Raw genomic sequence first — 24,294 nt, 5'->3', positions numbered from 1 at the left:
ACGTGATCACGAGTGCAAAAAAACTTGTCACCACCCTTGAAACCTTGGGCTTTCTCGCCGCGCGTTTGGTTGACCATATTGTCGCAGGGGGCTAAACCACAGCAAGCTAGCAAAGCAGCGCGCCCGAGGTTGCTCGACAATTGAGTCTCCCCGAGAGTGCGCAAACCAAGGAGCCGCTCGTGGAAGACTTGCTTCGGGAATATCTCCCCATCGTCATTTTCATCGGCCTCGCCATTGCGCTGGGTCTGGTGTTCATCTTCGCAGCCCTCATCCTCGCCGTTCGCAATCCCGACCCGGAAAAAGTGTCGGCCTATGAATGCGGGTTCAACGCGTTCGACGACGCGCGGATGAAATTCGACGTGCGGTTCTACCTCGTGTCGATCCTGTTCATCATTTTCGATCTCGAAATCGCTTTCCTTTTCCCTTGGGCCGTCGCGTTCAAGGATCTGAGCATGACGGGCTTCTGGTCGATGATGGTGTTCCTCGGCGTGCTGACCGTGGGCTTTGCCTATGAATGGAAGAAAGGGGCGCTGGAATGGGCGTGATGACCTCTGCCAACACCGCTGGGGCCGACAAGGAAGTCGCGACTCAGGCTCTGAACAAGGAATTGCAGGACAAAGGCTTCCTGCTGACCTCGACGGAGGACATCATCAACTGGGCGCGCACCGGCTCGCTGCACTGGATGACCTTCGGTCTGGCCTGTTGCGCCGTCGAGATGATGCAGACGTCCATGCCGCGTTACGACCTCGAACGCTACGGCACCGCGCCGCGCGCCTCCCCGCGCCAGTCCGACCTGATGATCGTCGCAGGCACGCTGACCAACAAAATGGCCCCCGCTCTGCGCAAGGTCTATGACCAGATGCCGGAGCCGCGTTATGTGATCTCCATGGGCTCCTGCGCCAATGGCGGTGGCTATTACCACTACAGCTATTCCGTCGTGCGCGGTTGCGACCGCATTGTGCCCGTGGACGTCTATGTCCCCGGCTGCCCGCCGACCGCAGAAGCGCTGATGTACGGGTTGCTGCAATTGCAGCGCAAAATCCGCCGCACCGGCACGATTGCCCGCTAAGGAGAGATCTGATGAGCGAAGAAGCCCTCAAGGAACTCGGTGCGCATATCGAGCTGAAACGTCCGGACGACGTGCTGAAAACGGAAGTGGCCTTTGGCGAGCTGAACGTCACCGTGACCGCCGCCGGGATCGTGGATTTCGTCGATTTCCTGAAAACCGACGGCACCTGCAAATTCTCCTCGCTGGTGGACATCACGGCGGTCGATCACCCGGAGCGCGAACAGCGGTTCGACGTGGTCTATCACTTCCTGTCGATGTACCAGAACCACCGCATCCGTGTGATCGCTGCGCTGCGCGAAGAAGAGACGATCCCCTCGATCATCTCCGTGCACCCGTCGGCCGGTTGGTTCGAGCGTGAAACCTTCGACATGTTCGGCATCATCTTCTCCGGCCACCCGGACCTGCGTCGTCTGCTGACCGATTACGGGTTCCGCGGTCACCCGCTGCGCAAGGACTTCCCGGCCACGGGCTATACCGAAGTGCGCTATGACGAAGAGCTGAAGCGCGTCGTTTACGAACCGGTGAGCCTCGTTCAGGAATACCGTCAGTTCGACAACCTTTCCCCGTGGGAAGGCGCGAAGTACATCCTTCCCGGCGACGAGAAGGGGGCCTGAGGTTTGAACGGCAATCCGGCCATCATGATCTGCGTCGGCGCGACGAAAGCGGGCACCAGCTCGCTTTATCGCTATTTGCACGATCATCCGGATTGCCACATGCGCTCGATCAAAGAGATCCACTATTTCGATACGGTGGATTTCGACGATTACGAGCACCAACTCGACGTTTACGCCCGCCTGCGCGCCGATCTGGTCGGGCGTCAGGACATCGCGCGCAAGAATGCCAATCTCTGGAAGGTCGGCAATCTGGAGCGCCAGATCATGGATGTGGACGAGATCGTGCGCATCCTCAAACTGGGGCGCGAAGGCGTGTCGGATTACCTGTTCTACCTGCTGGACGGGATCGGGGATAAAAAAATCGCGGGGGACATCACGCCGGGCTACGGTCTTTTGACCGAAGAACGGCTGCGCGAGATGGCGCATATGGCCCCCGACGTGCGGTTTGTCTTCCTGATGCGCGACCCGGTGGACCGCCTGTGGTCCCATGTGCGGATGCAGGCAACGCGCCAACGCCAGCCCGGCGAAGAGGTCGCGCTCAAGGCCCGGCGGATCATGAACCGCACGATGAAAAAGGGCATGGAAACCCATATCCCCGAACGCGGCGACTATGCCGGGATCGTGGAGAAACTCAAACGGGCGGTGCCCGAGGACAAGCTTTTCGTCGGGTTCACCGAGGATGTGCTTTCGGGCGAGGGGCTTTCGAGCCTGTGCGCCTTCCTCGGGATTTCCGAGAAGCCCGTGGACGAAGAACCGCATGCGCATGAAGGTGTGCATCTGAAACTAACCGACAAGCAGCGGCATGAGGCGGCGCAATTTCTTGCCCCGCAATATGCCTATGTGGAAAAGAGCTTTGGCCCGCTGCCCGCGCGGTGGCAGGCGAATATGGCGAGGATCTGAGAATGGACGTCGATATCCGGCAAAACACCTACGATGACGGTTCGCACGACGCGACCGACACCGAACAGAAGATCCGGAACTTCAACATCAACTTCGGGCCTCAGCACCCTGCGGCCCACGGTGTGTTGCGGATGGTTCTGGAGCTGGACGGTGAGATCGTGGAACGTGCCGACCCGCATATCGGGCTGTTGCACCGCGGCACCGAAAAGCTGATGGAGAACCGGACCTATCTCCAGAACCTGCCCTATCTCGACCGTCTCGATTACGTGGCGCCGATGAACCAGGAGCATGCCTGGTGTCTGGCCATCGAACGTCTGGCGGGCGTCGAGATTCCGCGCCGCGCCTCCCTGATCCGCGTGCTCTATTGCGAGATCGGCCGGGTGCTGAACCACCTGCTGAACACCACGACGGGTGCGATGGACGTGGGCGCGCTGACGCCGCCACTCTGGGGCTTCGAAGAGCGTGAAAAGCTCATGATCTTCTACGAGCGCGCCTCTGGTGCACGTCTGCACTCTGCCTATTTCCGTCCGGGTGGCGTCCATCAGGACCTTTCGTCGGACCTGCTCGACGATATTGAAGAGTGGGCCGACCACTTCCCGAAAATGCTCGATGACATTCACACTCTGCTCTCGGACAACCGCATCTTCAAACAACGGACCGTCGACATCGGCGTGGTCAACGAAGAAGACGCGCTCGACTGGGGCTTCTCCGGCGTGATGGTGCGCGGTTCCGGCCTTGCCTGGGATCTGCGTCGCAGCCAGCCCTATGAGTGTTACAACGAATTCGACTTCCAGATCCCGGTGGGTACCAGCGGCGACTGCTACGACCGCTACATGTGCCGTATGCTGGAAATGGCCGAGTCGACGAAGATCATCAAACAATGTGTGGCCAAGCTACGGGAACCGGAAAATCAGGGCGATGTGTTGGCCCGTGGCAAACTTACGCCGCCGAAGCGCAAGGATATGAAAACCTCAATGGAGGCGCTTATCCACCACTTCAAACTCTACACCGAGGGGTTCAAACTGCCGCAGGGCGAGGTTTACGCCGCTGTCGAAGCGCCGAAGGGCGAGTTCGGCGTGTTCCTCGTTTCCGACGGGACGAACAAACCCTACCGCGTGAAACTGCGTGCGCCGGGCTTTCCGCACCTTCAGGCCATGGACTACATGGCCAAAGGTCACCAACTGGCCGATGCGTCCGCAATTCTCGCCACCATGGACATCGTTTTCGGGGAGGTCGACCGCTAATGCTGCGCCGTCTTTATTCTGAACAACCCGCCTCTTTCGAATATACCCCGGCGAACCTCGCCTGGGCCGAGGGGCAGATCGCCAAATACCCGGAAGGCCGCGCGCAATCCGCGATCATTCCGCTGTTGTGGCGCGCGCAGGAACAGCAGGGCTGGCTCACCAAACCCGCGATCGAATATGTGGCGGACATGCTGGGCATGCCCTATATCCGTGCGCTCGAAGTGGCGACCTTCTACTTCATGTTCCAACTGCAACCGGTTGGTTCCGTGGCCCATATTCAGGTTTGTGGCACCACGACCTGCATGATCTGCGGCTCGGGCGACATCATCGAGGTCTGCAAACGCCGCATCGCCGCGAAGCCGCACACGCTGTCTGCCGACGGCAAGTTCTCCTGGGAAGAGGTCGAATGCCTTGGCGCCTGCGCCAACGCGCCGATGGCCCAGATCGGCAAGGACTATTACGAAGACCTGACCGCCGAGAATTTCGAGAAGCTGCTCGACCAGATGGAAGCGGGCAATGTGCCACTGCCGGGTTCCCAGAGCGGTCGGTATTCCTCCGAAGCGGCGGGTGGCCCGAATGTTCTGGCCGAATATGTCGGCACTGGCGCGCAATATAACGGTTCCGTGCAGCGCGCCGTCGACATCGGCGACACCATCAAACGCATCGACGGCACCGAAGTGCCGCTTTTGACCCCGTGGATTTCCAAAGGCGCGGGTCATGGTGCTGTGCCGAAAGCCCCGGCTCAAGCAAAATCTGCCGTGCAGCAGGCCGCAGAGAAGGCTGTGGAGAAGAAACCGGAAGCTGCGAAAGCGGAACCGGTTGCCGAGGCCGTGGAAGAGAAACAGCCCGAACTGCTCACCGCGGCGCGCGAGGGTGGGGCGGATGACCTGAAGAAACTCAAGGGCGTCGGGCCGAAGCTCGAAGAGACGCTCAACGAGTTGGGTTTCTACCACTTCGATCAGGTCGCGAACTGGACCCCGGCGGAGATCGCATGGGTCGACAGCCGCTTGAAATTCAAGGGCCGGATCGAACGCGACGGCTGGATCGAACAGGCGAAAATTCTCGCAGCGGGTGGGGAAACCGAATTCTCCAAACGTGCGAAGTACTGAAACACAGCGCCCTGACGGGGCCCGCTGAAGGAGGACACGGATGAGCGAGGCGACGACCAAAACACCCAAGATCTGGCTGATTTCAGCCATCTGTGGCGTCTTGGCCTTCCTGGCCCTGTTGTGGATCGCAGGTTATGCGACCACCGCAGCGATCATCGTCGGTGTCCTTGTAACCTTTCTTGTGGCGATCCTGTTGTGGATCGGCTGGCACGAAGAAGAGACCACGCCGGTCGAGGGCCATCCCGAGGCCGACGTGAGCGCAGAAGGCCTCATGGCGACGGCCTCCATCGGGGACGAGCCGATCTCGGTGGCCGAGGAAATCGCGCCGGAGCCGCATGCCGCCGATACGCGGGAAGTGCGTTCGGCTGCGGCAGCGGCGGCCCCAGCGGCCGATCCGGTCGCAGAGGAGCCCGAGGAGGAGACGGCAAAGCCGACGCTGCTCAAGGCGCCGCTCGAGGGTGGGGCCGACGATCTGAAACAGATCAAGGGCGTGGGACCGAAACTTGAGGTGCTCCTGCACTCCATGGGGGTCTACCACTTCGGTCAGATCGCCGGATGGTCTGCGGCGGAAGTGGCCTGGATGGATGAGAACCTGCAAGGGTTCAAAGGCCGGGTGACCCGGGACGACTGGGTCGGTCAGGCAAAAGCTCTCTCTGAGGGCGAAGAAACGGAATTCTCGAAACGCGTCAAGGATGGCGACGTGTACTGAGGAGTGAAGACAATGGTTCCCGACAAGGACCGGCATCTGGCGAAAAAGGCGCGAACGGTCGCGCTGGTGATCGCTTTGACGATGTCGATCTGGCTCGGGGCCCAGTGGCTGGGCGGGAAACTCGGAATGCCTGTGCGTTACGCGTTCCTGCTCGACCTCATGGCGCTGGCCGCTTTCGTGTGGGCCTTCGTGGTGATTTATCAGATCTGGCGCGCTGCGCGTCAGCAGGACTGAAGGGACAAGAGCGATGCTCAAGGATCAGGATCGGATCTTTACCAACCTCTACGGGATGAATGACCGTAGCCTCAAAGGTGCCATGGCGCGTGGCCATTGGGACGGTACGGCGGGCATTCTCGCCAACGGGCGCGACTGGATCATCGATCAGGTCAAGGCCTCGGGCCTGCGTGGCCGCGGCGGGGCGGGTTTCCCGACCGGTCTCAAATGGTCCTTCATGCCGAAGGAAAGCGACGGGCGTCCGTCCTATCTGGTGATCAACGCCGACGAATCCGAGCCCGCGACCTGCAAGGACCGCGAGATTATGCGTCACGACCCGCACACGCTGGTCGAAGGGGCGCTGATTGCCGGGTTCGCCATGGGCGCGGTGGCGGCCTATATCTACATTCGTGGCGAATATATCCGCGAGAAAGAGGCGCTTCAGGCCGCGATCGACGAGGCTTACGACGCCGGTCTGATCGGCAAGAACGCCTGCAAATCCGGTTACAATTTCGATGTCTACCTGCACCACGGGGCAGGGGCGTATATCTGTGGCGAGGAAACTGCGCTCATCGAGTCTCTCGAAGGCAAAAAAGGCATGCCGCGGATGAAACCGCCGTTCCCGGCGGGCGCGGGTCTTTATGGCTGCCCGACCACGGTGAACAACGTCGAATCCATCGCCGTTGTGCCGACGATCATTCGTCGTGGCGCGGAGTGGTTCTCCTCCTTCGGGCGTCCGAACAACGCTGGCACCAAGCTCATGGCGCTGACCGGACACGTCAACACGCCCTGCGTGTTCGAGGAAGAGATGTCGATGTCCGTGCGCGAGATCATCGAGAAACACGGCGGCGGCATTCGCGGCGGCTGGGACAACCTGAAAGCCATCATTCCGGGCGGCGCGTCTTGCCCGGTGCTGCCGAAAGAGGCGCTGGAAGACGCGATTTTCGACTTCGACTGGATGCGCGAAAACAAATCCTCCTTCGGCACCGGCTGTATGATCGTGATGGACAATTCCGTTGACGTCGTCAAAGCCGTGTGGCGCCTGTCGGCCTTCTTCAAGCACGAGAGCTGCGGTCAGTGCACGCCGTGCCGTGAAGGCACCGGCTGGATGAGCCGCGTGATGGACCGTCTGGTCACGGGCGATGCGGAGATCGAAGAGATCGACATGCTTCTGGACGTCACCAAACAGGTTGAAGGCCACACCATTTGTGCGCTTGGCGATGCGGCGGCCTGGCCGATCCAGGGCCTGATCCGTCACTTCCGTGGCGAGATCGAAGACCGCATCAAGGCCAAGAAAACCGGTCGCGTAACGGCGGCCTTCGCGGCGGAGTAAGTCGAGCTTATGAAACCCGCCCTCGCCATATTGCCGATCACGCTCTTGTCCGCCTGTCAGGTGGACGAGGCCAATCAGGCTATGCGGGGCATGTCCGACGACCGGATGACAGTTGCACGGGCGGCGTTTCGCGATATGGGCAAGGACGAACTGGCGGGGATGCTGTTGCTGTCGAAGGACATCGCGGAGAGCTGTGATCGGATCGAGATCAGCACACAGGTGCACAATCTCCTGTCGTCGCGTGTCGAACGCCTGCCGCTCTCCGATCCGGCGATGAATGCGCAGCGGCTTGAAAATGCCCGTTCGGGCTTTGTGGCGCAGCACGGCGCGGCGGATGACAAGGCGTTTTGCGCGGCGGCGCGGGACGAAATGAAACAGATGACGCCTCTGGGCGCAACTTTGGTGGAAGGACCGGCACGCTGATGCAACCTGTCGGCACATATCTCGCGGAGCTGAACATCGGACGCCTTGTCGCGCCGACGGACGATCCGCGCGTGGCCGAGTTCATGGGCGCGCTGGACCGGATCAACGGCATGGGCAAACGCATGCCGGGGTTCGTCTGGATGATGGAAGGTTCGGGCGAGCCGGGCACCGGGAACACCGAAAACAACATCGGCGACGATCCGCAATTCGTCGCAAATCTCACCGTCTGGGAAGACGTGCAAAGCCTTGAGCATTTCGTCTTCAACACGGTGCACAAACAATTTTACGACCGCCGCGCGGAGTGGTTCGAGCTGATGGCCGACCAGCATTTCGTGATGTGGTTCGTCGAGGAAGGGCACAAGCCCACGCTGGCAGAGGCGATGGAACGTCTCGCCTACAAACAAGAACATGGGGACAGCGATCAGGCCTTTGGCTGGTCGTACATCAAAGAGGCCACGCTTTTCCGCGAGAAAAGCTGTCGCCCGATTGCTGCGGAGTAACCCATGACACAGCTCAAACATCTCACTCTTGCTCTTGCCCTCACAGCGGGCGCTGCCGCGGCGGCGGAACTGCCGCCTCTGCGGGAGGTCAAAGAGATCGACCAGAACATGCTCTGGGCCGGTCTGGCCGTCGAGGTGGCGGATGAATGTCCGACGCTTGAGGTCAAGAAAATCAAGGGCCTGTCCTTCCTCTGGGGGGTGAAGAACAAGGCATCCTCGATGGGCTACTCGGATGACGAAATCCGTGCCTATGTCGAAAGCGACGACGAGGAAGCCCGTATTCGCCGTCTGGGCGAGGACTATGTGCGCCGCGCCGGGTTCGATCCGAAAACCCCGGAGGGGCTTTGCGCCTTCGGGGAATCGGAGATCGCCAAGGGCACGCTGATCGGGTCTTTCCTAAGGAGCACGAAATGATCCGGTGTCTTGCATATTCGACGCTGATTGCGTTTTTGGCCGTTCCGGCTTTGGCGCAGATGGCGATCACGGAGGACCCGGACATTCGCGGTCCTCTGGTGGACAATATGATTGTCACGGAACTGACGACCATTTGTCCGAAACTGGCCGCGCGCCCGGCGCAGGTCAACAAACAGGCGCAGGCCATGATGGAGACGATCGTCGCCAAGGGCTATGGCGCGAACGACATTCAAACCCTTCAGGACCCGGCCTTTCTGGCGGTTCTGGCGGATGAATCGACAAGCTTCTTTGCCGCTCAGGGCATTGAGAAACGAGACACGGAGGCGATGTGCGCCTTCGGCAAAGCGCAGATTGCAAAGCGGACCCCGCTCGGCAAGCTGATGAAGAACAGGTGATGTGACCATGGCAGATACGCGCAAAATCATCATTGACGGGACCGAGGTCGAAGTTGACCCGGCCATGACGATCCTTCAGGCCTGTGAAGTGGCCGGGATCGAAGTGCCGCGGTTCTGCTATCACGAACGGCTCTCCATTGCGGGCAACTGCCGCATGTGCCTGGTCGAGGTCGTGGGCGGCCCGCCGAAACCGGCGGCGTCTTGCGCCATGCAGGTGCGTGACCTGCGCCCGGGGCCGGAAGGCGCGCCGCCGGTGGTGAAAACCAATTCGCCGATGGTCAAGAAGGCCCGTGAGGGTGTGATGGAATTCCTCCTGATCAACCACCCGCTCGATTGCCCGATCTGCGACCAGGGCGGCGAATGTGATCTTCAGGACCAGGCGATGGCTTACGGCGTGGATTTCTCCCGCTTCCGTGAACCGAAGCGTGCCTCCGAGGATCTGAACCTCGGTCCGCTCGTCGCGACCACGATGACGCGCTGCATCTCCTGCACCCGCTGCGTGCGCTTCACGACCGAGGTCGCGGGCATCACCCAGATGGGTCAAACCGGCCGTGGCGAAGACAGCGAGATCACCAGCTATCTCAACGAAACGCTGGCCTCGAACCTTCAGGGCAACATCATCGACCTGTGTCCGGTTGGCGCACTGACCTCCAAACCCTATGCGTTTACTGCCCGTCCGTGGGAACTGACCAAGACCGAAACCATCGACGTGATGGACGCGCTCGGTTCGAACATCCGCGTCGACACCAAAGGCCGCGAAGTGATGCGCATTCTGCCGCGCAACCATGACGACGTGAACGAGGAGTGGATTTCCGACAAGACCCGCTTCATCTGGGACGGTCTGAAACGCCAGCGCATCGACACGCCCTACATCCGCAAGAACGGTAAGCTGACCAAGGCCACTTGGGCCGAGGCGCTCTCCGTTGCTTCTGCGGCTATGAAGGGCAAGAAGGTCGCCGCGCTCGTCGGCGATCTGGCTCCGGTCGAGGCAATCTATGCGCTCAAAGGTCTGGTCGAAGGTCTGGGCGGCAACATCGAGGCCCGCGTCGATGGCGCGAAGCTGCCGATCGGCAACCGTGGTGTTTACGCCGGGACCGCGACCATCGCCGATATCGACAATGCGAAATACATTCAGTTGATCGGCACCAACCCGCGCGATGAAGCACCGGTGTTGAACGCGCGCATCCGCAAGGCCTGGGCGAAAGGCGCCAAGGTCGGTCTCGTCGGCCAGCCCGTCGATCTGACCTACGATTACGCCCATGTCGGAACCGACCGTGCGGCGCTCGAAAGCCTTCTGGGCCATCAGTATGGCGACGTGCTCGATCAGCCGTCCCTCGTCATCGTGGGCGCAGGCGCGATCAACGAGGCCGATGGTGAAGCGGTTCTGGCCACGGCGCAGAAACTCTGCGAGGCCACCGGGTCGAAACTCATGGTGCTCCACACCGCCGCGTCCCGCGTGGGCGCGATGGATGTGAACGCCGTGACCGAAGGCGGGTTGGACGCGGCCACCAACGGGGCAGAGGTGATCTACAACCTCGGTGCCGATGAGGTCGAAATCGCCGCCGGTCCGTTCGTGATCTATCAGGGCTCGCATGGCGATCTCGGTGCCCACCGCGCCGACGTGATTCTGCCGGGGGCCGCCTATACCGAAGAAAACGGTCTCTTCGTGAACCTCGAAGGCCGTCCGCAGCTTGCGCTCCGCGCCGCCTTCCCGCCGGGTGAGGCGAAAGAGAACTGGGCGATTCTGCGGGCGCTGTCCGCCGAGCTCGGTGCGACGCTGCCCTACGATTCGCTGGCGCAGCTGCGCAACGCGCTGATCAAGGACGTGCCGCATCTCGCGATGATCGACACGGTGCCGGAAAATGCGGTTGTCGCCCTGCCGGAGAAATCTCTCGGGAAGGCCACATTCCGCAACGGGGTGAAGGATTTCTACCTCACCAACCCGATCGCACGCGCCTCCGTGCTGATGGCGGAGCTGTCCGCCATGGCCAAAGCGCGCGCCGAGACGCCGGTGGCGGCCGAGTAATGGCGCTTCGCGCCGCACATATGGCCGGTTTCGGGCTGATGCTGCTGGGATTGTCCGCGTGCGACAAGACCTGTTGCGCGGCCCCGGTGCCGGACGTATCGCGCGCGGCGCAAGCGACCGAGTTTCTCGGTGTGGAGACCCGTCTTCTCGACGGCGATCTGGTGGATTTTATCGTCTCCGCACAAGGAGATGGGGCAAAAGACAGCGTGGTGGCCTATGCAGATTGTGCCGCCGCGCAATACGCGTTGATCCGGGGTTTCGGATTTGCGCGTCATGTGCGCACAAATGTCGCACATGAGGGTGGAATTTGGCGGGCAGATGCTGTTTACACCATCTCGCCAGCGCTCCCCGACGGTTTGCGCAAGCTCGACGCCGAAGTCGTCGTTGCAAACTGCCGGGACAACGGAATACCGACGGTGTGAAAGGCTAGGACGACAATGGTCGAATATTTCACGACAACAAATCTGGGGATCTTCCTGCTCACCCTTGGGCAGATTTTGCTGGTCCTCGTGCCGCTCTTCGTGGCGCTCGCCTTTTTGATGTATGGCGACCGGAAAATCTGGGCGGCTGTCCAGATGCGCAAAGGTCCCAACATCGTGGGCATCTTCGGCCTGTTGCAGTCCTTTGCGGACTTCATCAAATACCTCGTGAAAGAGGTGGTCGTACCGGCAGGGGCGGACAAGTTCGTCTTCTACCTCGCACCGATGATCACCTTCATCACGGCGGCGATCGCCTGGGCGGTGATCCCGTGGAATGACGGCTGGGTGATCTCCGACATCAACGTCGCGATCCTCTACATCTTCGCGATCTCTTCGCTCGAAGTGTACGGCGTGATCATGGGCGGCTGGGCGTCGAACTCAAAATACCCATTCTTGGGCTCGCTGCGGTCTGCCGCACAGATGATCTCCTACGAGGTCTCGATCGGTCTGATCATCATCGGTGTGATCATCTCCACCGGCTCGATGAATTTCGGCGACATCGTTGCGGCGCAGGACGGGGCAGGGATCTTCTCGTGGTACTGGCTGCCGCACTTCCCGATGGTCTTCCTGTTCTTCGTCTCGGCTCTGGCGGAAACCAACCGCCCGCCGTTCGATTTGCCGGAAGCGGAATCGGAACTCGTTGCCGGTTATCAGGTGGAATACTCCTCCACGCCGTTCCTGTTGTTCATGATGGGCGAGCTGATGGCCGTGGTGCTGATGTGCGCGCTGATCTCGCTTCTGTTCTTCGGCGGCTGGAACTCGCCGGTTGAATTCCTGCCGGATGGCATCCTGTGGCTCGTCGGCAAGATGCTGTTCTTCTTCTTCATCTTCTCGATGGTGAAAGCCATCGTGCCGCGCTACCGCTACGACCAGCTGATGCGCATCGGTTGGAAAGTCTTCCTGCCGCTGTCGCTGGGCTGGGTCGTTCTGGTCGCGTTCCTTGCCAAATACGAAGTCTTCGGCGCGTTCTGGGCGCGCTGGACGATTGGAGGCTGATCCATGGCTCTCGATTACACCCGCGCCGCCAAGTATTTCCTGATGATGGACATCTGGGCCGGCTTCAAAATCGGTCTGCGGTATTTCTTCGCGCCCAAGGCGACGATCAATTATCCGCACGAAAAAGGCCCGCTCAGCCCGCGCTTCCGGGGCGAGCACGCGCTGCGCCGTTACCCGAACGGCGAGGAACGCTGCATTGCCTGTAAGCTTTGCGAAGCGATCTGCCCGGCGCAGGCCATCACCATCGATGCCGAACCGCGTGAAGACGGCTCGCGCCGCACCACGCGCTACGACATCGACATGACGAAATGCATCTACTGCGGCTTCTGTCAGGAAGCCTGCCCGGTGGACGCCATCGTCGAAGGCCCGAACTTCGAATTCTCCACCGAGACGCGTGAGGAACTGTTCTACGACAAGGAAAAACTCCTTGAGAACGGCGCGCGCTGGGAGGCGGAGATCGCCCGCAACCTCGAACTGGACGCCCCGTACCGTTAAAACCGGACCGCTAAGGAACCCACCCGTTGAACGATTTTGCCAAAATGTTCGGAGAGATGATCGCGCAGAGCCAGAAAATGGCCTCTGCGTTCAATCCGGCGCTGGAAAATTTCCAGGTGCCCGCCTTCGACAAGCTGTTCCCGACCATGGGGAAAGAGCAGATGGAAATGCTCTGGGGCAACACGTTCAACAAGGACGGGCTCGACAGCAAGACGCGCCTTCTGGTGATCCTCGCCGGTCTGACCGCGCAGGGTGCACAGGCCGAGGTGCCGTTCAAACTGACCGTCCGCCACGCGCTCGAGGCGGGGGCCACACAAAAAGAGATCGCGGAAGTGATCTATCAAATGTCAATGCTGGGCGGTGTTCCGGCGATGTCAAAAGCACTGGAGTTGGCGCAGGCCGTCTTCTCCGAGACGCAGGAGGACAGTGAATGACTGTCGCGGATTTCGCATTCTATTGTTTCGCCATCCTGATGCTGGTGGCCGGGGCCTTTACCGTGGTCTCGAAAAACCCGGTGCACTCTGTGCTCTGGCTCATTCTCACCTTCCTCTCCGCGGCGGGGCTGTTCGTCCTTCTGGGGGCGGAATTCGTCGCGATGCTGCTGATCATCGTCTATGTCGGCGCGGTGATGGTGCTCTTCCTCTTCGTCGTCATGATGCTCGATGTCGATTTCGCGGCACTCAAGGCGGGGGCGGCGAAATACCTGCCCTTCGGTCTGTTGATCGGTGTGGTGCTGATCCTGCAACTGTTCCTCGCCTTCGGCGAATGGCACAGCGCGCCGGGCGCCGAGGCGCTGCGCCGCACGGTGACGCCGGATGCGGTCGAGATCCACAACACCCAGGCCATCGGCATGGTGATGTACGACCAGTATCTGATGCTGTTCCAGCTCGCGGGTCTTGTGCTTCTGGTCTCGATGATCGGTGCGATCACCCTGACGCTGCGCCACCGCTCGGACGTCAAACGTCAGAACGTGCTGCACCAGATGTATCGCAAACCGGAAGACTCCTTCGAGATGAAGGACGTGAAACCGGGGCAGGGGCTTTAAGCCTCAGATGAATGACCGGGGCGAGTGTATCCCGCCCCGTATGAATGGCCGCAAACGGCGGCGAGAGAGAAAGAACTGAGGGACGACATGGTCGGACTTGAACATTACCTGACAGTGGCCGCGGCGCTGTTTGTCATCGGCATCTTCGGGCTCTTTTTGAACCGGAAGAACATCATCATCATCCTGATGTCGATCGAGATGATCCTGCTGTCGGTCAATATCAACCTTGTCGCCTTCTCCTCCTTCATGGGGGATCTGACGGGACAGATTTTCACGATGCTGGTCTTGACCGTGGCCGCCGCCGAGGCCGCCATCGGGCTTGCCATCCTCGTGAGCTTCTTCCGCAACCGCGGCACGATCGACGTCGAAGACGTCAACGTGATGAAAGGATAAGGGACCATGGAATCGATTGTCCTCTTTGCGCCGCTGGTCGGTGCCATCGTCGCCGGCTTCGGCTGGCGCGTGATCGGGGAGAAGGGCGCGCAGTATCTGACGACGGGCCTTCTCTTTCTCGCCGCGATCCTGTCCTGGGTTCTCTTTCTCACCCATGACGGCCAGACCCATCACGTCACGATCCTGCGCTGGATCGACAGCGGTTCGCTTTCGGTCGACTGGGGCATCCGCCTCGACCGTCTGACGACGATCATGCTGATCGTGGTCAACACGGTGTCGGCGCTGGTGCACCTCTACTCGCTGGGCTACATGGCGCATGACGAGAACTTCAACGACGACGAGCCCTACCGGGCGCGCTTCTTCGCCTATCTCTCGCTGTTCACCTTCACCATGCTGATGCTGGTGACCGCCGACAACCTGTTGCAGATGTTCTTCGGCTGGGAAGGCGTGGGCCTTGCTTCCTACCTGCTGATCGGTTTCTACATCAAGAAACCTTCGGCCGGGGCCGCCTCGATGAAAGCCTTCATCGTCAACCGTGTCGGTGACTTCGGTTTCATCCTCGGCATGGCCGGTCTGTTCTTCATGACCGACAGCATCCGTCTCGACGATGTCTTCGCGCAGGGGCCGGCGCTTGCGGGCACCACGCTGCATTTCCTCTGGAATGACTGGAACGCGGCGAACCTTCTGGCCTTCCTGCTGTTCATCGGTGCGATGGGCAAATCGGCGCAGCTCTTCCTGCACACCTGGTTGCCGGATGCGATGGAAGGGCCGACGCCTGTGTCCGCGCTCATTCACGCCGCAACCATGGTGACCGCCGGTGTCTTCCTCGTCACCCGCATGTCGCCGATCTTCGAATATGCGCCGCAGGCCCAGATGTTCATCGTCTACATCGGTGCGACCACCGCTTTCTTCGCGGCCACGGTGGGGCTGGTTCAGAACGACATCAAACGCGTCATCGCCTATTCGACCTGTTCGCAGCTCGGTTACATGTTCGTGGCCGCAGGTGTCGGCGCCTACGGTCCGGCGATGTTCCACCTGCTGACGCACGCTTTCTTCAAGGCGATGCTGTTCCTCTCCGCGGGCTCCGTCATCACCGCGATGCACCACGAACAGGACATGCGGAACTACGGTGGTCTGCGCAAAAAGATCCCCTTCACCTTCTGGATGATGATCATCGGTACGCTGGCGATCACCGGTGTGGGTATCCCGTTCTCGGGCGAAATGTTCGGTGTGCCGATCGGTTTCGCGGGCTTCCTGTCGAAAGACTCGATCATCGAGAGCGCCTATGCCTCCGGTGTCGGCTATGCCTTCTGGATGCTGGTCATCGCGGCGCTGTTCACGTCGTTCTACTCCTGGCGCCTCATCTTCCTGACCTTCTTCGGCAAGGAACGTGGCGATCATCATGCGCATGAGCATGCCCATGAAAGCCCGCTCGTCATGCTGGTGCCGATTGGCGTGCTGTCGCTGGGCGCGATCTTCGGCGGGATGCTGTGGTACAACAGCTTCTTCGGCGATCACACGAAATTCACCGAGTTCTTCGGCCTGCCGCATCACGCGGAAGTCGAGATGGTGGACGGTCACGGCGAGGCGACCGGCGAAGCCGCTGCGGATGCGCATGGTGAGGCGGTTGTTGCCCATGCGGGCGAAGAGATGCACGCTGAGGCGCATGCCGAAGGTGTTGCCCCTCAAGGCGCGATCTTCGTGGCCGCGGACAACACCATCCTCGACGATGCGCACCACGCACCGACCTGGGTGAAAGTGTCGCCCTTCATCGCGATGCTCATCGGTCTGGTGATGGCGATGTGGTTCTACATCTGGAGCCCGTCTCTGCCGAAGAAACTGGCCGAGAGCCAGCCGGTGGCCTACCGCTTCCTGCTCAACAAATGGTACTTCGACGAGATCTACGATGCGCTCATCGTGCGTCCCGTGCTCGCCCTCGGTCGCTTCTTCTGGAAACGCGGCGATGAAGGCACCATCGACGGCGCGATCAACGGTCTCGCCATGGGCATCGTGCCCTTCTTCACCCGGCTTGCGGGCCGGGCGCAGACGGGCTTCATCTTCACATATGCATTCAGCATGGTTCTGGGGATTGTACTCTTGATTACCTGGATGACGATTGGCGGGGGGGCACAGTAATGGATAACGTGCTTTCCATCGTCACCTTCCTTCCGACCCTGGCCGCCCTCATGCTCGCGCTCTTCCTGCGCGGCGAGGATGCGGTGGCGCAGAAAAATGCCAAGATCGTGGCCTTGTTCGCGACCGTGATCACCTTCGTGATCTCGCTCTTCATCCTGTTCGGCTTCGATCCCAAAGACACCGGTTTCCAGATGGTCGAAGAGGCCGACTGGATCATGGGGCTGAAATACAAGATGGGCGTGGACGGGATCTCGGTCCTCTTCGTCATGCTCACCACCGCGCTCATGCCGCTCGCCATCTGGTCGGCCTGGGACGTCAAGGTGCGCGTGAAGGAATACATGATCGCCTTCCTGCTTCTGGAAACGCTCATGCTCGGTGTGTTCACCGCGCTCGATCTGGTGCTGTTCTACCTGTTCTTCGAAGCGGGCCTCATTCCGATGTTCCTGATCATCGGTATCTGGGGCGGGCCGAACCGGATCTACGCCGCGTTCAAGTTCTTCCTCTACACCTTCCTCGGCTCCGTGCTGATGCTGATCGCGATGATCGCCATGTATGTCGACGCGGGCACCTCGGACATCGTTCAACTCCTCGGTCACGAGTTCTCGCATGATACGATCACGGTTCTGGGCTTCCACATCGTCGGCGGGTTCCAGACGCTGGCCTTCCTCGCCTTCTTCGCCTCTTTCGCGGTGAAGATGCCGATGTGGCCGGTCCACACCTGGTTGCCGGACGCCCACGTGCAGGCACCGACTGCGGGCTCGGTCATTCTGGCCGCGATCCTTCTGAAAATGGGCGGTTACGGCTTCCTGCGCTTCTCGCTGCCGATGTTCCCCTATGCCTCCGAACTTCTGTCGAACTTCGTGCTCTGGCTCTCGGTGATCGCCATCGTCTACGCCTCGCTCGTCGCGCTTGTGCAAGAGGACATGAAGAAACTCATCGCCTATAGCTCGGTCGCCCACATGGGCTACGTGACGGCGGGGATTTTCTCCTTCAACCAACAAGGCCTTGATGGCGCGATCTTCCAGATGATCTCGCACGGGTTCGTCTCCGGCGCGCTCTTCCTCTGTGTCGGCGTGATCTACGACCGGATGCACACCCGTCAGATCGACGCTTTCGGCGGTCTGGTGAAAAACATGCCGGCCTATGCGCTCGTGTTCATGTTCTTCACCATGGCGAACGTCGGCCTGCCGGGCACCTCGGGCTTCGTGGGCGAATTCCTCACCATCATCGGCATGTTCCAGGCCAACACCTGGGTCGCTCTCGTGGCCGCCACCGGTGTGATCTTCTCCGCCTCCTACGCGCTCTGGCTCTATCGCCGGGTCGTACTGGGCGATCTGATCAAGGAAAGCCTGAAAACCATCAAGGACATGAACGCGCGCGAGAAATGGATTTTCGCACCGCTCGTGGCGATGACCCTGATCCTCGGCGTCTACCCGTCGCTGGTGACGGATCTCATCGGGCCGTCGGTCTCGGCGCTGATTGACAACTACCATGCCGCTCTGCCGATGGTCGCAGACGCCGCAACGCACTAAGGGACACGGAGATATGACCTCTACAGACTTTTCCATCGTCCTGCCGGAAGTACTTCTTGCCATCTACGGCATGGCGGCGCTCCTCTTCGCCGTCTACACCGGCAAGGACAAACTCTCCGGCCTCGTCACCTGGCTCACTGCGGCGGTCTTCGTGGTCGTGGCGCTCTGGATCGGGCTCGGCGGGCAGGGCAGCCGCGTTGCCTTCGGCGGCCTGTTCATCGACGACGCCTTCTCGCGTTTCGGCAAGGTCGGCGTGCTGCTCGCGGGGGCTGCGGTCCTCGTGATGTCGCATGACTTCCTCGAGAAACGCGGTTTCGCCAAGTTCGAATATCCGATCCTCGTGCTGTTCTCCACGATCGGCATGATGGTCATGGTCTCGGCGGGCGATCTCATGTCGCTCTACCTCGGCCTCGAACTGATGTCGCTGTCGCTCTACGTCATCGCGTCCTTCCGTCGCGACAACGTCAAGTCGACCGAAGCGGGCCTCAAGTATTTCGTACTCGGCTCGCTCTCCTCGGGCCTGCTGCTCTACGGCTCCTCGCTGATCTACGGTTTCTCCGGCACGACCTCCTTCGCCGGGATCATCACCGTGGTGCAGGGCAACGTGCCGCTGGGCGTGCTGTTCGGCCTGATCTTCGTGATGACCGGTCTGGCGTTCAAGGTGTCCGCGGTGCCGTTCCACATGTGGACCCCGGACGTCTATGAAGGCGCGCCGACGCCGACCACCGCCTTCTTCGCCACCGCGCCGAAACTGGCCGCCATGGGCCTTTTCGCCCGCGTGCTGTTCGACGCGTTCGGCGGCGTGCCGGGCGACTGGCAACAGGTGCTCGCCGTGATCGCCGTGGCCTCCATGTTCTGGGGTGCCTTTGCCGGGATCGGCCAGACCAACATCAAACGTCTGATGGCCTATTCCTCCATCACCCACATGGGCTTTGCGCTCATGGGGCTGGCGGCAGCCAATGCCGAGGGTGTGCAATCCGCGATGGTCTATATGGCGATCTATGTCGCGATGAACATCGGTGCCTTCGCCTTCATCATGACGATGGAGCGCGACGGCAAGCCGGTCACCGATCTGTCCGCGCTGAACCTCTACTGGCGCGTTTCGCCGACCAAGGCTCTGGCCGTGCTGGTGCTGTTCTTCTCGCTCGCCGGTGTGCCGCCGATGCTCGGCTTCTTCGCCAAGTTCTCCGTGCTCATGGCGGCTTGGAACGCTGGTCTCACCTGGCTTGCGCTCTTCGGTGTGATCGCCTCGGTGATTGCCGCCTTCTATTACCTCCGCGTCGTCTACTACATGTATTTCGGCAGCGAGGTTGAGCCACTCGACAACACACGGAGCCCGGTGGCCTTCGCGCTTCTGGCCGTCTCCGCTCTGATCATGCTCGTCGGTATCGTGAACATGTTCGGTGTGGACGGTATGGCGGCCATCGCGGCGGATGCGCTTGTCAAGTAACCGCCATACATGGCCCGAAGGGGTGGGGCGCATGGTCCTCCCCTCCGTGGACAGCACCATGTCGGAGGCCGCGCGTGTCGCGGCCTCTTCCGCGTTTCCGCAATGGATCATGGCGCTCTCTCAAACCGGTGCTCATGGCCGACGTGGGCGCCCGTGGTCCATGCCGGAGGGCAATTTCGCCGCCACGCTGCTGATGTTCCCGACCGAACCGCCGACACTTGTCGCGCTGCGCAGCTTTGTGGCCTCTCTGGCGCTTTACGACGCCTTTGTCGCCGTCACCGGACGGAGCGATCCCTTTGCGCTCAAATGGCCGAATGACGTGCTGCTGAACGGCGGCAAGGTGGCTGGTATCCTGTTGGAGCGCGGGCCCTCGCATCTCGCCATCGGCATTGGCATCAACCTGGTCGAAGCGCCCGGCGCGGATCAGGTCGAAGCGGGCGCGACACCGCCCGTGTCGCTCGCGCATGAAACCGGCGCACTGATTGCGCCCGAGGAATTCCTCGACCATCTGGCTCCGAGTTTCGCCTATTGGGAAAGCCAGTTCACCACCTACGGGTTCGGCCCGGTGCGGGAGGCCTGGCTCGCCCGTGCGGCGCGTCTCGGCACCGAAATCCGCGCCCGCACCATGCGCGAGACCCATCACGGGATTTTCGAGACCGTGGATGCCTTCGGCAATCTCGTGCTCGACACGCGCACGGGCAAACTTACCATCCCAGCCGCAGAGGTCTATTTCTGATGCTTCTCTGTATCGACACCGGCAACACCAACACCGTCTTCTCCATCTGGAACGGCAGCGAGATCATCGCCACATGGCGCACCTCGACCGAACATCAGCGCACGGCGGACCAGTATTACGTCTGGCTCTCGACCCTGATGAATTTTCAAAAAATCGAGGCCGACATTTCCGAGGTGATCATCTCCTCGACCGTGCCCCGCGTGGTGTTCAACCTGCGGGTTCTGGCGAACCGCTATTTCGACTGTCGGCCTTTGGTGGTCGGCAAACCCGAATGCCTTTTGCCGCATATGCCGCGGGTGGACGAGGGCACGACCGTCGGGCCCGACCGGCTTGTGAACTCCGCGGGCGCCTTCGATCTTTATGGTGGCGATCTGATCGTGGTGGATTTCGGGACAGCCACGACATTCGACGTGGTCTCCGAGGATGGGGCCTATGTCGGTGGCGTGATCTCTCCCGGGGTCAACGCCTCGCTCGAAAGCCTTCACCACGCCGCTGCCGCCCTGCCGCATGTCGATGTCACCATGCCGCAAAAAGTCATCGGCACCAATACGGTGGCCTGTATGCAATCGGGCGTGTTCTGGGGCTATATCGGGTTGGTGCGTGAGACATGTAACCGCATCAAGGACGAATATGGCCGCCCGATGCGGGTGATCGCCACCGGAGGGCTTGCGCCGCTGTTCAATCAGGGCCACAAACTCTTTGACCATTTCGATGAATTTCTGACGATCCACGGCCTTGTCGTGATCCATAATTATAACAAGGACATGGGCAACTGATGAGCGAACGTCTTCTCTATCTCCCCTTGGGCGGCGCCGGCGAGATCGGCATGAACTGTTACGTCTACGGCTACGGGCCGGAGGGTGACGAGCGCTATATCGTGGTCGATCTCGGCGTCACATTCCCGTCGATGGACGGCACGCCCGGTGTCGATCTGATCTTCGCCGATATCGCCTGGCTCGAAGAACGCAAGGACCGGATCGAGGCGATTTTCATCACCCACGCGCACGAAGACCACGTCGGTGCGGTCGGCCACCTCTGGCCCCGGCTCGACGCCCCGGTCTATGCCCGCGCCTTCACCGCCCATATCGCGCGGTTGAAATTCGAAGAGCACGGCCATGACGAGCTCCAGATCAAGACGGTTTCCAAATGGCCGGAAACCATCCAATGTGGGCCGTTCACCGTCGGTTTCCTGCCGGTGTCGCACTCGATCCCGGAATCCTCGGCACTGGTGATCGACACGCCCGCGGGCCGGATCATTCACACGGGCGATTTCAAACTCGATGAAAATCCGGTGGTGGGCGAACCCTTCGACCGGGCGCTTTGGGAAAGCGTGGCGTCTTCGGGCGTCAAGGCGCTCGTGTGTGACTCGACCAACGTATTCTCGCCGAAACCGGGCCGCTCCGAATCCGAAGTGGTCGAACCGATCACCCAGCTCGTCGCCTCGCTCGACGGTATGGTGGCGGCGACCACCTTTGCCTCCAACATCGCGCGGGTGAAAACCCTTGCCGAAGCGGGCTCCAAGGCCGGGCGTTCCGTCGTGCTGCTGGGCCGCGCCATGCGCCGGATGATCACCGCCGCCATCGAGACCGGCATCATCGCCGATTTCCCGAAAACCGTTTCTCCGGAAAACGCGGGCGACATCCCCCGCGAAAATCTCATGCTGCTGACTACCGGCTCGCAGGGCGAACATCGCGCCGCCACCGCGCAGCTTTCGCGCGGCAAATATCTCGGCCTCAAGATGACCGAGGGCGACACGGTGATTTTCTCCTCGAAAACCATTCCGGGCAATGAGGTCTCCGTCGGGCGCATCCTCAACAGCTTCTCGGAAATGGGCGTCGAAACCATCTCGGGCCATGATGAATATCACGTTTCGGGCCATGCCAACGGCCCGGATCTGGCGCTTCTGCACGAGATCGTCAAACCGCAGATCGTGATCCCGATGCATGGCGAACACCGCCACCTGCGCGAACATGCCAAAATGGCCGAGAGCAATGGGTTTCAGGCGATCGTCGCCCCCAATGGCGTTGGCGTTGACCTCTCCGGCAATAAGCCGCGTGTGTCGGAATATATCGAGACCGGCCGGACCTATCTCGATGGCTCCGTCCAGATCGGTGCGCTCGACGGGATCGTCCGCGACCGGATTCGCATGGCGATGAACGGGCTGGTGGTCGCCACCGTGATCGTCGAGGACGATGAACCGCTGGGCGATTGCTGGTGCGAGCTGCGTGGCTTGCCCGAGGTGGGCCTGTCGCGCGCGCCTTTGGTCGATGTGCTGGAAGAAGACGTGAACCAATTCCTGATGCGCGCCAAGCCCAAGACGTTGTCGGATGACGACGCGCTCGAAGAGGAAATGCGCCGGATCATCCGCAAAACGACGCAGGAAGAGGTGGGCAAGAAACCCGAGGTCCAGATCGTCATTTCGCGCCTGTCGAGCTGATCAGGGCGCCTGTTTCCTTTGCTGTCTAAATACTCAAAACAAAACCCGCGCTTTCGGCGCGGGTTTTTTAATGTCCGGGAAGGGGAGGGGGGATCAACCCGCCTGACGTTCCTCAAAGCTCAGCGCGATGAAGGAGGGCAGGTGATCGCCAAGACCAACGACCTTGTTGTCGTCTTCCTTGCGGCCCCGACCACGGCGCGCGCGATTGTCGGAGCGCAGTTCGGATTTCGGGGCCTCTTCGCGGGGAGCCTCCTCGGCCTGTACCTCGACAGGTGCCTCGGTTTTGGGGGCGTCCTCGGGCTTGCGTCTACTACGCGACCGGGAGCGCTTCGGCTTGTCGCTGCGCAGCTCGGTCTCATCTTCGCCAGCGGTCGCCTCCGGGGCATTGCCCAGCGGATTGTCCATCCGGGGAATTTCCTTGGTCAGAAGCGTCTCGACATCGGCGAAATTCTTTTCGTCGCGCGGCTCGACCAGCGTGATCGCCTTGCCGTCACGACCCGCACGACCGGTCCGGCCGATGCGGTGGACGTAATCCTCGGCATGGCCCGGCACGTCGAAGTTGAACACATGGGTCACGGAAGGCACGTCCAGACCACGAGCGGCCACGTCGGAGGCCACGAGGATCTTGATATTGCCGGCCCGGAACCCGTCGAGCGTGGCGTTGCGCTGGCTCTGGTCCAGATCGCCATGGATCGGGGCCGCGTCATAGCCGTATTTTTTCAGCGATTTCGAGACGATATCCACATCCGTCTTGCGGTTGCAGAAGATCACAGCGTTCTGAAGCGTCGCACCTTCCTGATCGATCAGCGCCCGCAGCACGGCGCGCTTTTCCGATGCCGCACGGTCGCGGCGCGAGCCTTTGAACATCACCGCGTGCTGTTCGATGCGCTCGGAGGCGGTCGCCTGACGCGCCACTTCGATCTTCGCGGGGGCAGAAAGGAAAGTGTTGGTGATGCGCTCGATCTCCGGCGCCATGGTGGCCGAGAAGAACAGCGTCTGGCGGGTGAAGGGCGTCAGACCGAAGATGCGCTCAATGTCGGGGATGAACCCCATATCGAGCATCCGGTCGGCCTCATCCACCACCATGACTTTCACGTCAGACAGGATCAGCTTGCCGCGCTCGAAATGGTCCAAAAGACGACCGGGCGTGGCAATCAGCACGTCGACACCCTTGTCGATCAGCGCGTCCTGTTCCTTGAAGCTGACACCACCGATCAGCAGCGCTTTGGTGAGCTTCATGTATTTGGTGTATTGATCGAAGTTTTCGGCAACCTGCGCGGCCAGTTCCCGCGTCGGGCAGAGTACCAGCGACCGCGGCATCCGCGCGCGCGCGCGGCCACGGGCCAGCATGGTGATCATCGGCAACACGAAAGATGCGGTTTTCCCGGTCCCGGTCTGGGCGATGCCCAGAACGTCACGGCCCTCGAGCGCGGGCGGAATGGCGCCGGCCTGAATCGGCGTGGGTGTCTCGTAACCAACGTCTTCGATGGCTTTGAGAACTTTCGGAGCGAGATTGAGATCGGTGAACTTGGTCAAACTGTGCCTTTCGCGATGGTGCGGCTGTGAAAATGGCCGCAAAACCCCGCGCGGCCCGCCCGGCCATATTGCCGGAACGCTTTGGACCGCCTTCTACGCTTCAATCACGA

At 61.0% G+C, this 24,294-nt stretch carries 27 protein-coding genes; 26 read left to right on the top strand and 1 reads right to left on the bottom strand.

Going from position 1 to position 24,294, the window contains the following annotated elements; genetic code table 11:
- Positions 1-179: 179 nt before the first annotated feature.
- The 26 genes from V1475_RS17930 (at position 180) to V1475_RS17805 (ending at position 22,648) form a co-directional block, all read left to right on the top strand.
- Positions 180-545 carry an NADH-quinone oxidoreductase subunit A gene (locus V1475_RS17930; protein ID WP_043870546.1) on the top strand — a complete coding sequence of 122 codons (366 nt, stop codon included), beginning with the start codon at positions 180-182 and terminating at the stop codon, positions 543-545.
- Positions 536-1,069: a NuoB/complex I 20 kDa subunit family protein gene (locus V1475_RS17925; protein WP_434286496.1), complete on the top strand. Its 534-nt coding sequence runs from the start codon at positions 536-538 to the stop codon at positions 1,067-1,069. The genes V1475_RS17930 and V1475_RS17925 overlap by 10 nt, the downstream gene beginning before the upstream one ends.
- An 11-nt stretch (positions 1,070-1,080) precedes the next feature.
- Positions 1,081-1,683 carry an NADH-quinone oxidoreductase subunit C gene (locus V1475_RS17920; RefSeq protein WP_066704121.1) on the top strand — a complete coding sequence of 201 codons (603 nt, stop codon included), beginning with the start codon at positions 1,081-1,083 and terminating at the stop codon, positions 1,681-1,683.
- Between the two features lie 3 nt (positions 1,684-1,686).
- A complete protein-coding gene (locus tag V1475_RS17915) occupies positions 1,687-2,583 on the top strand; it encodes a sulfotransferase (RefSeq protein WP_479413828.1) in 897 nt (298 codons plus the stop codon).
- A gap of 2 nt (positions 2,584-2,585) precedes the next feature.
- A complete protein-coding gene (locus tag V1475_RS17910; RefSeq protein WP_479413827.1) occupies positions 2,586-3,827 on the top strand; it encodes an NADH-quinone oxidoreductase subunit D in 1,242 nt (413 codons plus the stop codon).
- Complete coding sequence (gene nuoE, locus V1475_RS17905; protein WP_479413826.1) at positions 3,827-4,936, top strand: NADH-quinone oxidoreductase subunit NuoE; 1,110 nt, start codon at positions 3,827-3,829, stop codon at positions 4,934-4,936. Before V1475_RS17910 ends, nuoE begins: the two co-directional genes overlap by 1 nt.
- 40 nt (positions 4,937-4,976) lie before the next feature.
- Positions 4,977-5,645, top strand: a complete 669-nt coding sequence (locus tag V1475_RS17900; protein ID WP_434286500.1) for an NADH:ubiquinone oxidoreductase — start codon at positions 4,977-4,979, stop codon at positions 5,643-5,645.
- Between the two features lie 12 nt (positions 5,646-5,657).
- Positions 5,658-5,879 (top strand): DUF5337 domain-containing protein, encoded by a 222-nt coding sequence (locus V1475_RS17895; RefSeq protein ID WP_434286501.1) that lies wholly within the window; start codon positions 5,658-5,660, stop codon positions 5,877-5,879.
- 13 nt (positions 5,880-5,892) lie between these two features.
- A complete protein-coding gene (gene nuoF / locus V1475_RS17890) occupies positions 5,893-7,191 on the top strand; it encodes an NADH-quinone oxidoreductase subunit NuoF (RefSeq protein ID WP_434286503.1) in 1,299 nt (432 codons plus the stop codon).
- 9 nt (positions 7,192-7,200) lie between these two features.
- On the top strand, positions 7,201-7,614 hold the full coding sequence (locus V1475_RS17885) for a hypothetical protein (RefSeq protein WP_479413825.1): 414 nt from the start codon (positions 7,201-7,203) through the stop codon (positions 7,612-7,614).
- Complete coding sequence (locus V1475_RS17880) at positions 7,614-8,114, top strand: DUF3291 domain-containing protein (protein WP_479413824.1); 501 nt, start codon at positions 7,614-7,616, stop codon at positions 8,112-8,114. The genes V1475_RS17885 and V1475_RS17880 overlap by 1 nt, the downstream gene beginning before the upstream one ends.
- 3 nt (positions 8,115-8,117) lie before the next feature.
- Positions 8,118-8,528: a DUF5333 domain-containing protein gene (locus V1475_RS17875; RefSeq protein ID WP_479413823.1), complete on the top strand. Its 411-nt coding sequence runs from the start codon at positions 8,118-8,120 to the stop codon at positions 8,526-8,528.
- Positions 8,525-8,923 (top strand): DUF5333 family protein, encoded by a 399-nt coding sequence (locus V1475_RS17870; protein ID WP_479413822.1) that lies wholly within the window; start codon positions 8,525-8,527, stop codon positions 8,921-8,923. The genes V1475_RS17875 and V1475_RS17870 overlap by 4 nt, the downstream gene beginning before the upstream one ends.
- Positions 8,924-8,930: 7 nt before the next feature.
- The gene (gene nuoG, locus V1475_RS17865; protein WP_479413821.1) at positions 8,931-10,949 is read left to right on the top strand and encodes an NADH-quinone oxidoreductase subunit NuoG; all 2,019 of its coding nucleotides are present in this window, start codon (positions 8,931-8,933) and stop codon (positions 10,947-10,949) included.
- Between the two features lie 20 nt (positions 10,950-10,969).
- Positions 10,970-11,371 carry a hypothetical protein gene (locus tag V1475_RS17860; protein WP_479413820.1) on the top strand — a complete coding sequence of 134 codons (402 nt, stop codon included), beginning with the start codon at positions 10,970-10,972 and terminating at the stop codon, positions 11,369-11,371.
- Positions 11,372-11,386: 15 nt separating this feature from the next.
- Positions 11,387-12,424 (top strand): NADH-quinone oxidoreductase subunit NuoH, encoded by a 1,038-nt coding sequence (nuoH, locus tag V1475_RS17855; RefSeq protein WP_066704086.1) that lies wholly within the window; start codon positions 11,387-11,389, stop codon positions 12,422-12,424.
- A 3-nt stretch (positions 12,425-12,427) separates the two neighbouring features.
- Positions 12,428-12,919 (top strand): NADH-quinone oxidoreductase subunit NuoI, encoded by a 492-nt coding sequence (nuoI, locus tag V1475_RS17850; RefSeq protein ID WP_226553151.1) that lies wholly within the window; start codon positions 12,428-12,430, stop codon positions 12,917-12,919.
- 44 nt (positions 12,920-12,963) lie between these two features.
- On the top strand, positions 12,964-13,353 hold the full coding sequence (locus V1475_RS17845) for a carboxymuconolactone decarboxylase family protein (protein WP_081423799.1): 390 nt from the start codon (positions 12,964-12,966) through the stop codon (positions 13,351-13,353).
- The gene (locus tag V1475_RS17840; protein ID WP_066704077.1) at positions 13,350-13,964 is read left to right on the top strand and encodes an NADH-quinone oxidoreductase subunit J; all 615 of its coding nucleotides are present in this window, start codon (positions 13,350-13,352) and stop codon (positions 13,962-13,964) included. The genes V1475_RS17845 and V1475_RS17840 overlap by 4 nt, the downstream gene beginning before the upstream one ends.
- An 87-nt stretch (positions 13,965-14,051) precedes the next feature.
- Positions 14,052-14,357 carry an NADH-quinone oxidoreductase subunit NuoK gene (gene nuoK / locus V1475_RS17835; protein WP_066603543.1) on the top strand — a complete coding sequence of 102 codons (306 nt, stop codon included), beginning with the start codon at positions 14,052-14,054 and terminating at the stop codon, positions 14,355-14,357.
- A 6-nt stretch (positions 14,358-14,363) separates the two neighbouring features.
- A complete protein-coding gene (nuoL, locus tag V1475_RS17830) occupies positions 14,364-16,493 on the top strand; it encodes an NADH-quinone oxidoreductase subunit L (protein ID WP_479413819.1) in 2,130 nt (709 codons plus the stop codon).
- Positions 16,493-18,025: an NADH-quinone oxidoreductase subunit M gene (locus V1475_RS17825; protein WP_434286516.1), complete on the top strand. Its 1,533-nt coding sequence runs from the start codon at positions 16,493-16,495 to the stop codon at positions 18,023-18,025. Before nuoL ends, V1475_RS17825 begins: the two co-directional genes overlap by 1 nt.
- Before the next feature lie 13 nt (positions 18,026-18,038).
- Positions 18,039-19,475 (top strand): NADH-quinone oxidoreductase subunit NuoN, encoded by a 1,437-nt coding sequence (gene nuoN / locus V1475_RS17820; RefSeq protein WP_479413818.1) that lies wholly within the window; start codon positions 18,039-18,041, stop codon positions 19,473-19,475.
- 31 nt (positions 19,476-19,506) lie between these two features.
- A complete protein-coding gene (locus tag V1475_RS17815; protein WP_479413817.1) occupies positions 19,507-20,211 on the top strand; it encodes a biotin--[acetyl-CoA-carboxylase] ligase in 705 nt (234 codons plus the stop codon).
- A complete protein-coding gene (locus tag V1475_RS17810) occupies positions 20,211-20,987 on the top strand; it encodes a type III pantothenate kinase (RefSeq protein WP_479413816.1) in 777 nt (258 codons plus the stop codon). The genes V1475_RS17815 and V1475_RS17810 overlap by 1 nt, the downstream gene beginning before the upstream one ends.
- Entirely contained in the window at positions 20,984-22,648 is a 1,665-nt protein-coding gene (locus tag V1475_RS17805) for a ribonuclease J (protein WP_479413998.1), read from the top strand. The genes V1475_RS17810 and V1475_RS17805 overlap by 4 nt, the downstream gene beginning before the upstream one ends.
- 93 nt (positions 22,649-22,741) lie before the next feature.
- Here V1475_RS17805 and V1475_RS17800 read toward each other — a convergent pair whose 3' ends face one another.
- Positions 22,742-24,184 carry a DEAD/DEAH box helicase gene (locus tag V1475_RS17800; protein ID WP_479413815.1) on the bottom strand — a complete coding sequence of 481 codons (1,443 nt, stop codon included), beginning with the start codon at positions 24,182-24,184 and terminating at the stop codon, positions 22,742-22,744.
- Between the last annotated feature and the right edge of the window lie 110 nt (positions 24,185-24,294).

The organism is Celeribacter sp. SCSIO 80838, from assembly GCF_056498065.1.
The sequence above is the reverse complement of the archived record's forward strand: the minus strand, read 5'-3'. Positions and strand labels throughout refer to the sequence as shown.

Excerpts from the sequence above, each read along its gene's own strand:
- V1475_RS17925 (WP_434286496.1), top strand. The coding sequence starts at position 536 with ATGGGCGTGATGACCTCTGCCAACACCGCTGGGGCCGACAAGGAAGTC.
- V1475_RS17920 (WP_066704121.1), top strand. The coding sequence starts at position 1,081 with ATGAGCGAAGAAGCCCTCAAGGAACTCGGTGCGCATATCGAGCTGAAA.
- V1475_RS17910 (WP_479413827.1), top strand. The coding sequence starts at position 2,586 with ATGGACGTCGATATCCGGCAAAACACCTACGATGACGGTTCGCACGAC.
- nuoE (WP_479413826.1), top strand. The coding sequence starts at position 3,827 with ATGCTGCGCCGTCTTTATTCTGAACAACCCGCCTCTTTCGAATATACC.
- V1475_RS17900 (WP_434286500.1), top strand. The coding sequence starts at position 4,977 with ATGAGCGAGGCGACGACCAAAACACCCAAGATCTGGCTGATTTCAGCC.
- V1475_RS17895 (WP_434286501.1), top strand. The coding sequence starts at position 5,658 with ATGGTTCCCGACAAGGACCGGCATCTGGCGAAAAAGGCGCGAACGGTC.
- nuoF (WP_434286503.1), top strand. The coding sequence starts at position 5,893 with ATGCTCAAGGATCAGGATCGGATCTTTACCAACCTCTACGGGATGAAT.
- V1475_RS17885 (WP_479413825.1), top strand. The coding sequence starts at position 7,201 with ATGAAACCCGCCCTCGCCATATTGCCGATCACGCTCTTGTCCGCCTGT.
- V1475_RS17880 (WP_479413824.1), top strand. The coding sequence starts at position 7,614 with ATGCAACCTGTCGGCACATATCTCGCGGAGCTGAACATCGGACGCCTT.
- V1475_RS17875 (WP_479413823.1), top strand. The coding sequence starts at position 8,118 with ATGACACAGCTCAAACATCTCACTCTTGCTCTTGCCCTCACAGCGGGC.
- V1475_RS17870 (WP_479413822.1), top strand. The coding sequence starts at position 8,525 with ATGATCCGGTGTCTTGCATATTCGACGCTGATTGCGTTTTTGGCCGTT.
- nuoG (WP_479413821.1), top strand. The coding sequence starts at position 8,931 with ATGGCAGATACGCGCAAAATCATCATTGACGGGACCGAGGTCGAAGTT.
- V1475_RS17860 (WP_479413820.1), top strand. The coding sequence starts at position 10,970 with ATGGCCGGTTTCGGGCTGATGCTGCTGGGATTGTCCGCGTGCGACAAG.
- nuoH (WP_066704086.1), top strand. The coding sequence starts at position 11,387 with ATGGTCGAATATTTCACGACAACAAATCTGGGGATCTTCCTGCTCACC.
- nuoI (WP_226553151.1), top strand. The coding sequence starts at position 12,428 with ATGGCTCTCGATTACACCCGCGCCGCCAAGTATTTCCTGATGATGGAC.
- V1475_RS17845 (WP_081423799.1), top strand. The coding sequence starts at position 12,964 with ATGTTCGGAGAGATGATCGCGCAGAGCCAGAAAATGGCCTCTGCGTTC.
- V1475_RS17840 (WP_066704077.1), top strand. The coding sequence starts at position 13,350 with ATGACTGTCGCGGATTTCGCATTCTATTGTTTCGCCATCCTGATGCTG.
- nuoK (WP_066603543.1), top strand. The coding sequence starts at position 14,052 with ATGGTCGGACTTGAACATTACCTGACAGTGGCCGCGGCGCTGTTTGTC.
- nuoL (WP_479413819.1), top strand. The coding sequence starts at position 14,364 with ATGGAATCGATTGTCCTCTTTGCGCCGCTGGTCGGTGCCATCGTCGCC.
- V1475_RS17825 (WP_434286516.1), top strand. The coding sequence starts at position 16,493 with ATGGATAACGTGCTTTCCATCGTCACCTTCCTTCCGACCCTGGCCGCC.
- nuoN (WP_479413818.1), top strand. The coding sequence starts at position 18,039 with ATGACCTCTACAGACTTTTCCATCGTCCTGCCGGAAGTACTTCTTGCC.
- V1475_RS17815 (WP_479413817.1), top strand. The coding sequence starts at position 19,507 with ATGGTCCTCCCCTCCGTGGACAGCACCATGTCGGAGGCCGCGCGTGTC.
- V1475_RS17810 (WP_479413816.1), top strand. The coding sequence starts at position 20,211 with ATGCTTCTCTGTATCGACACCGGCAACACCAACACCGTCTTCTCCATC.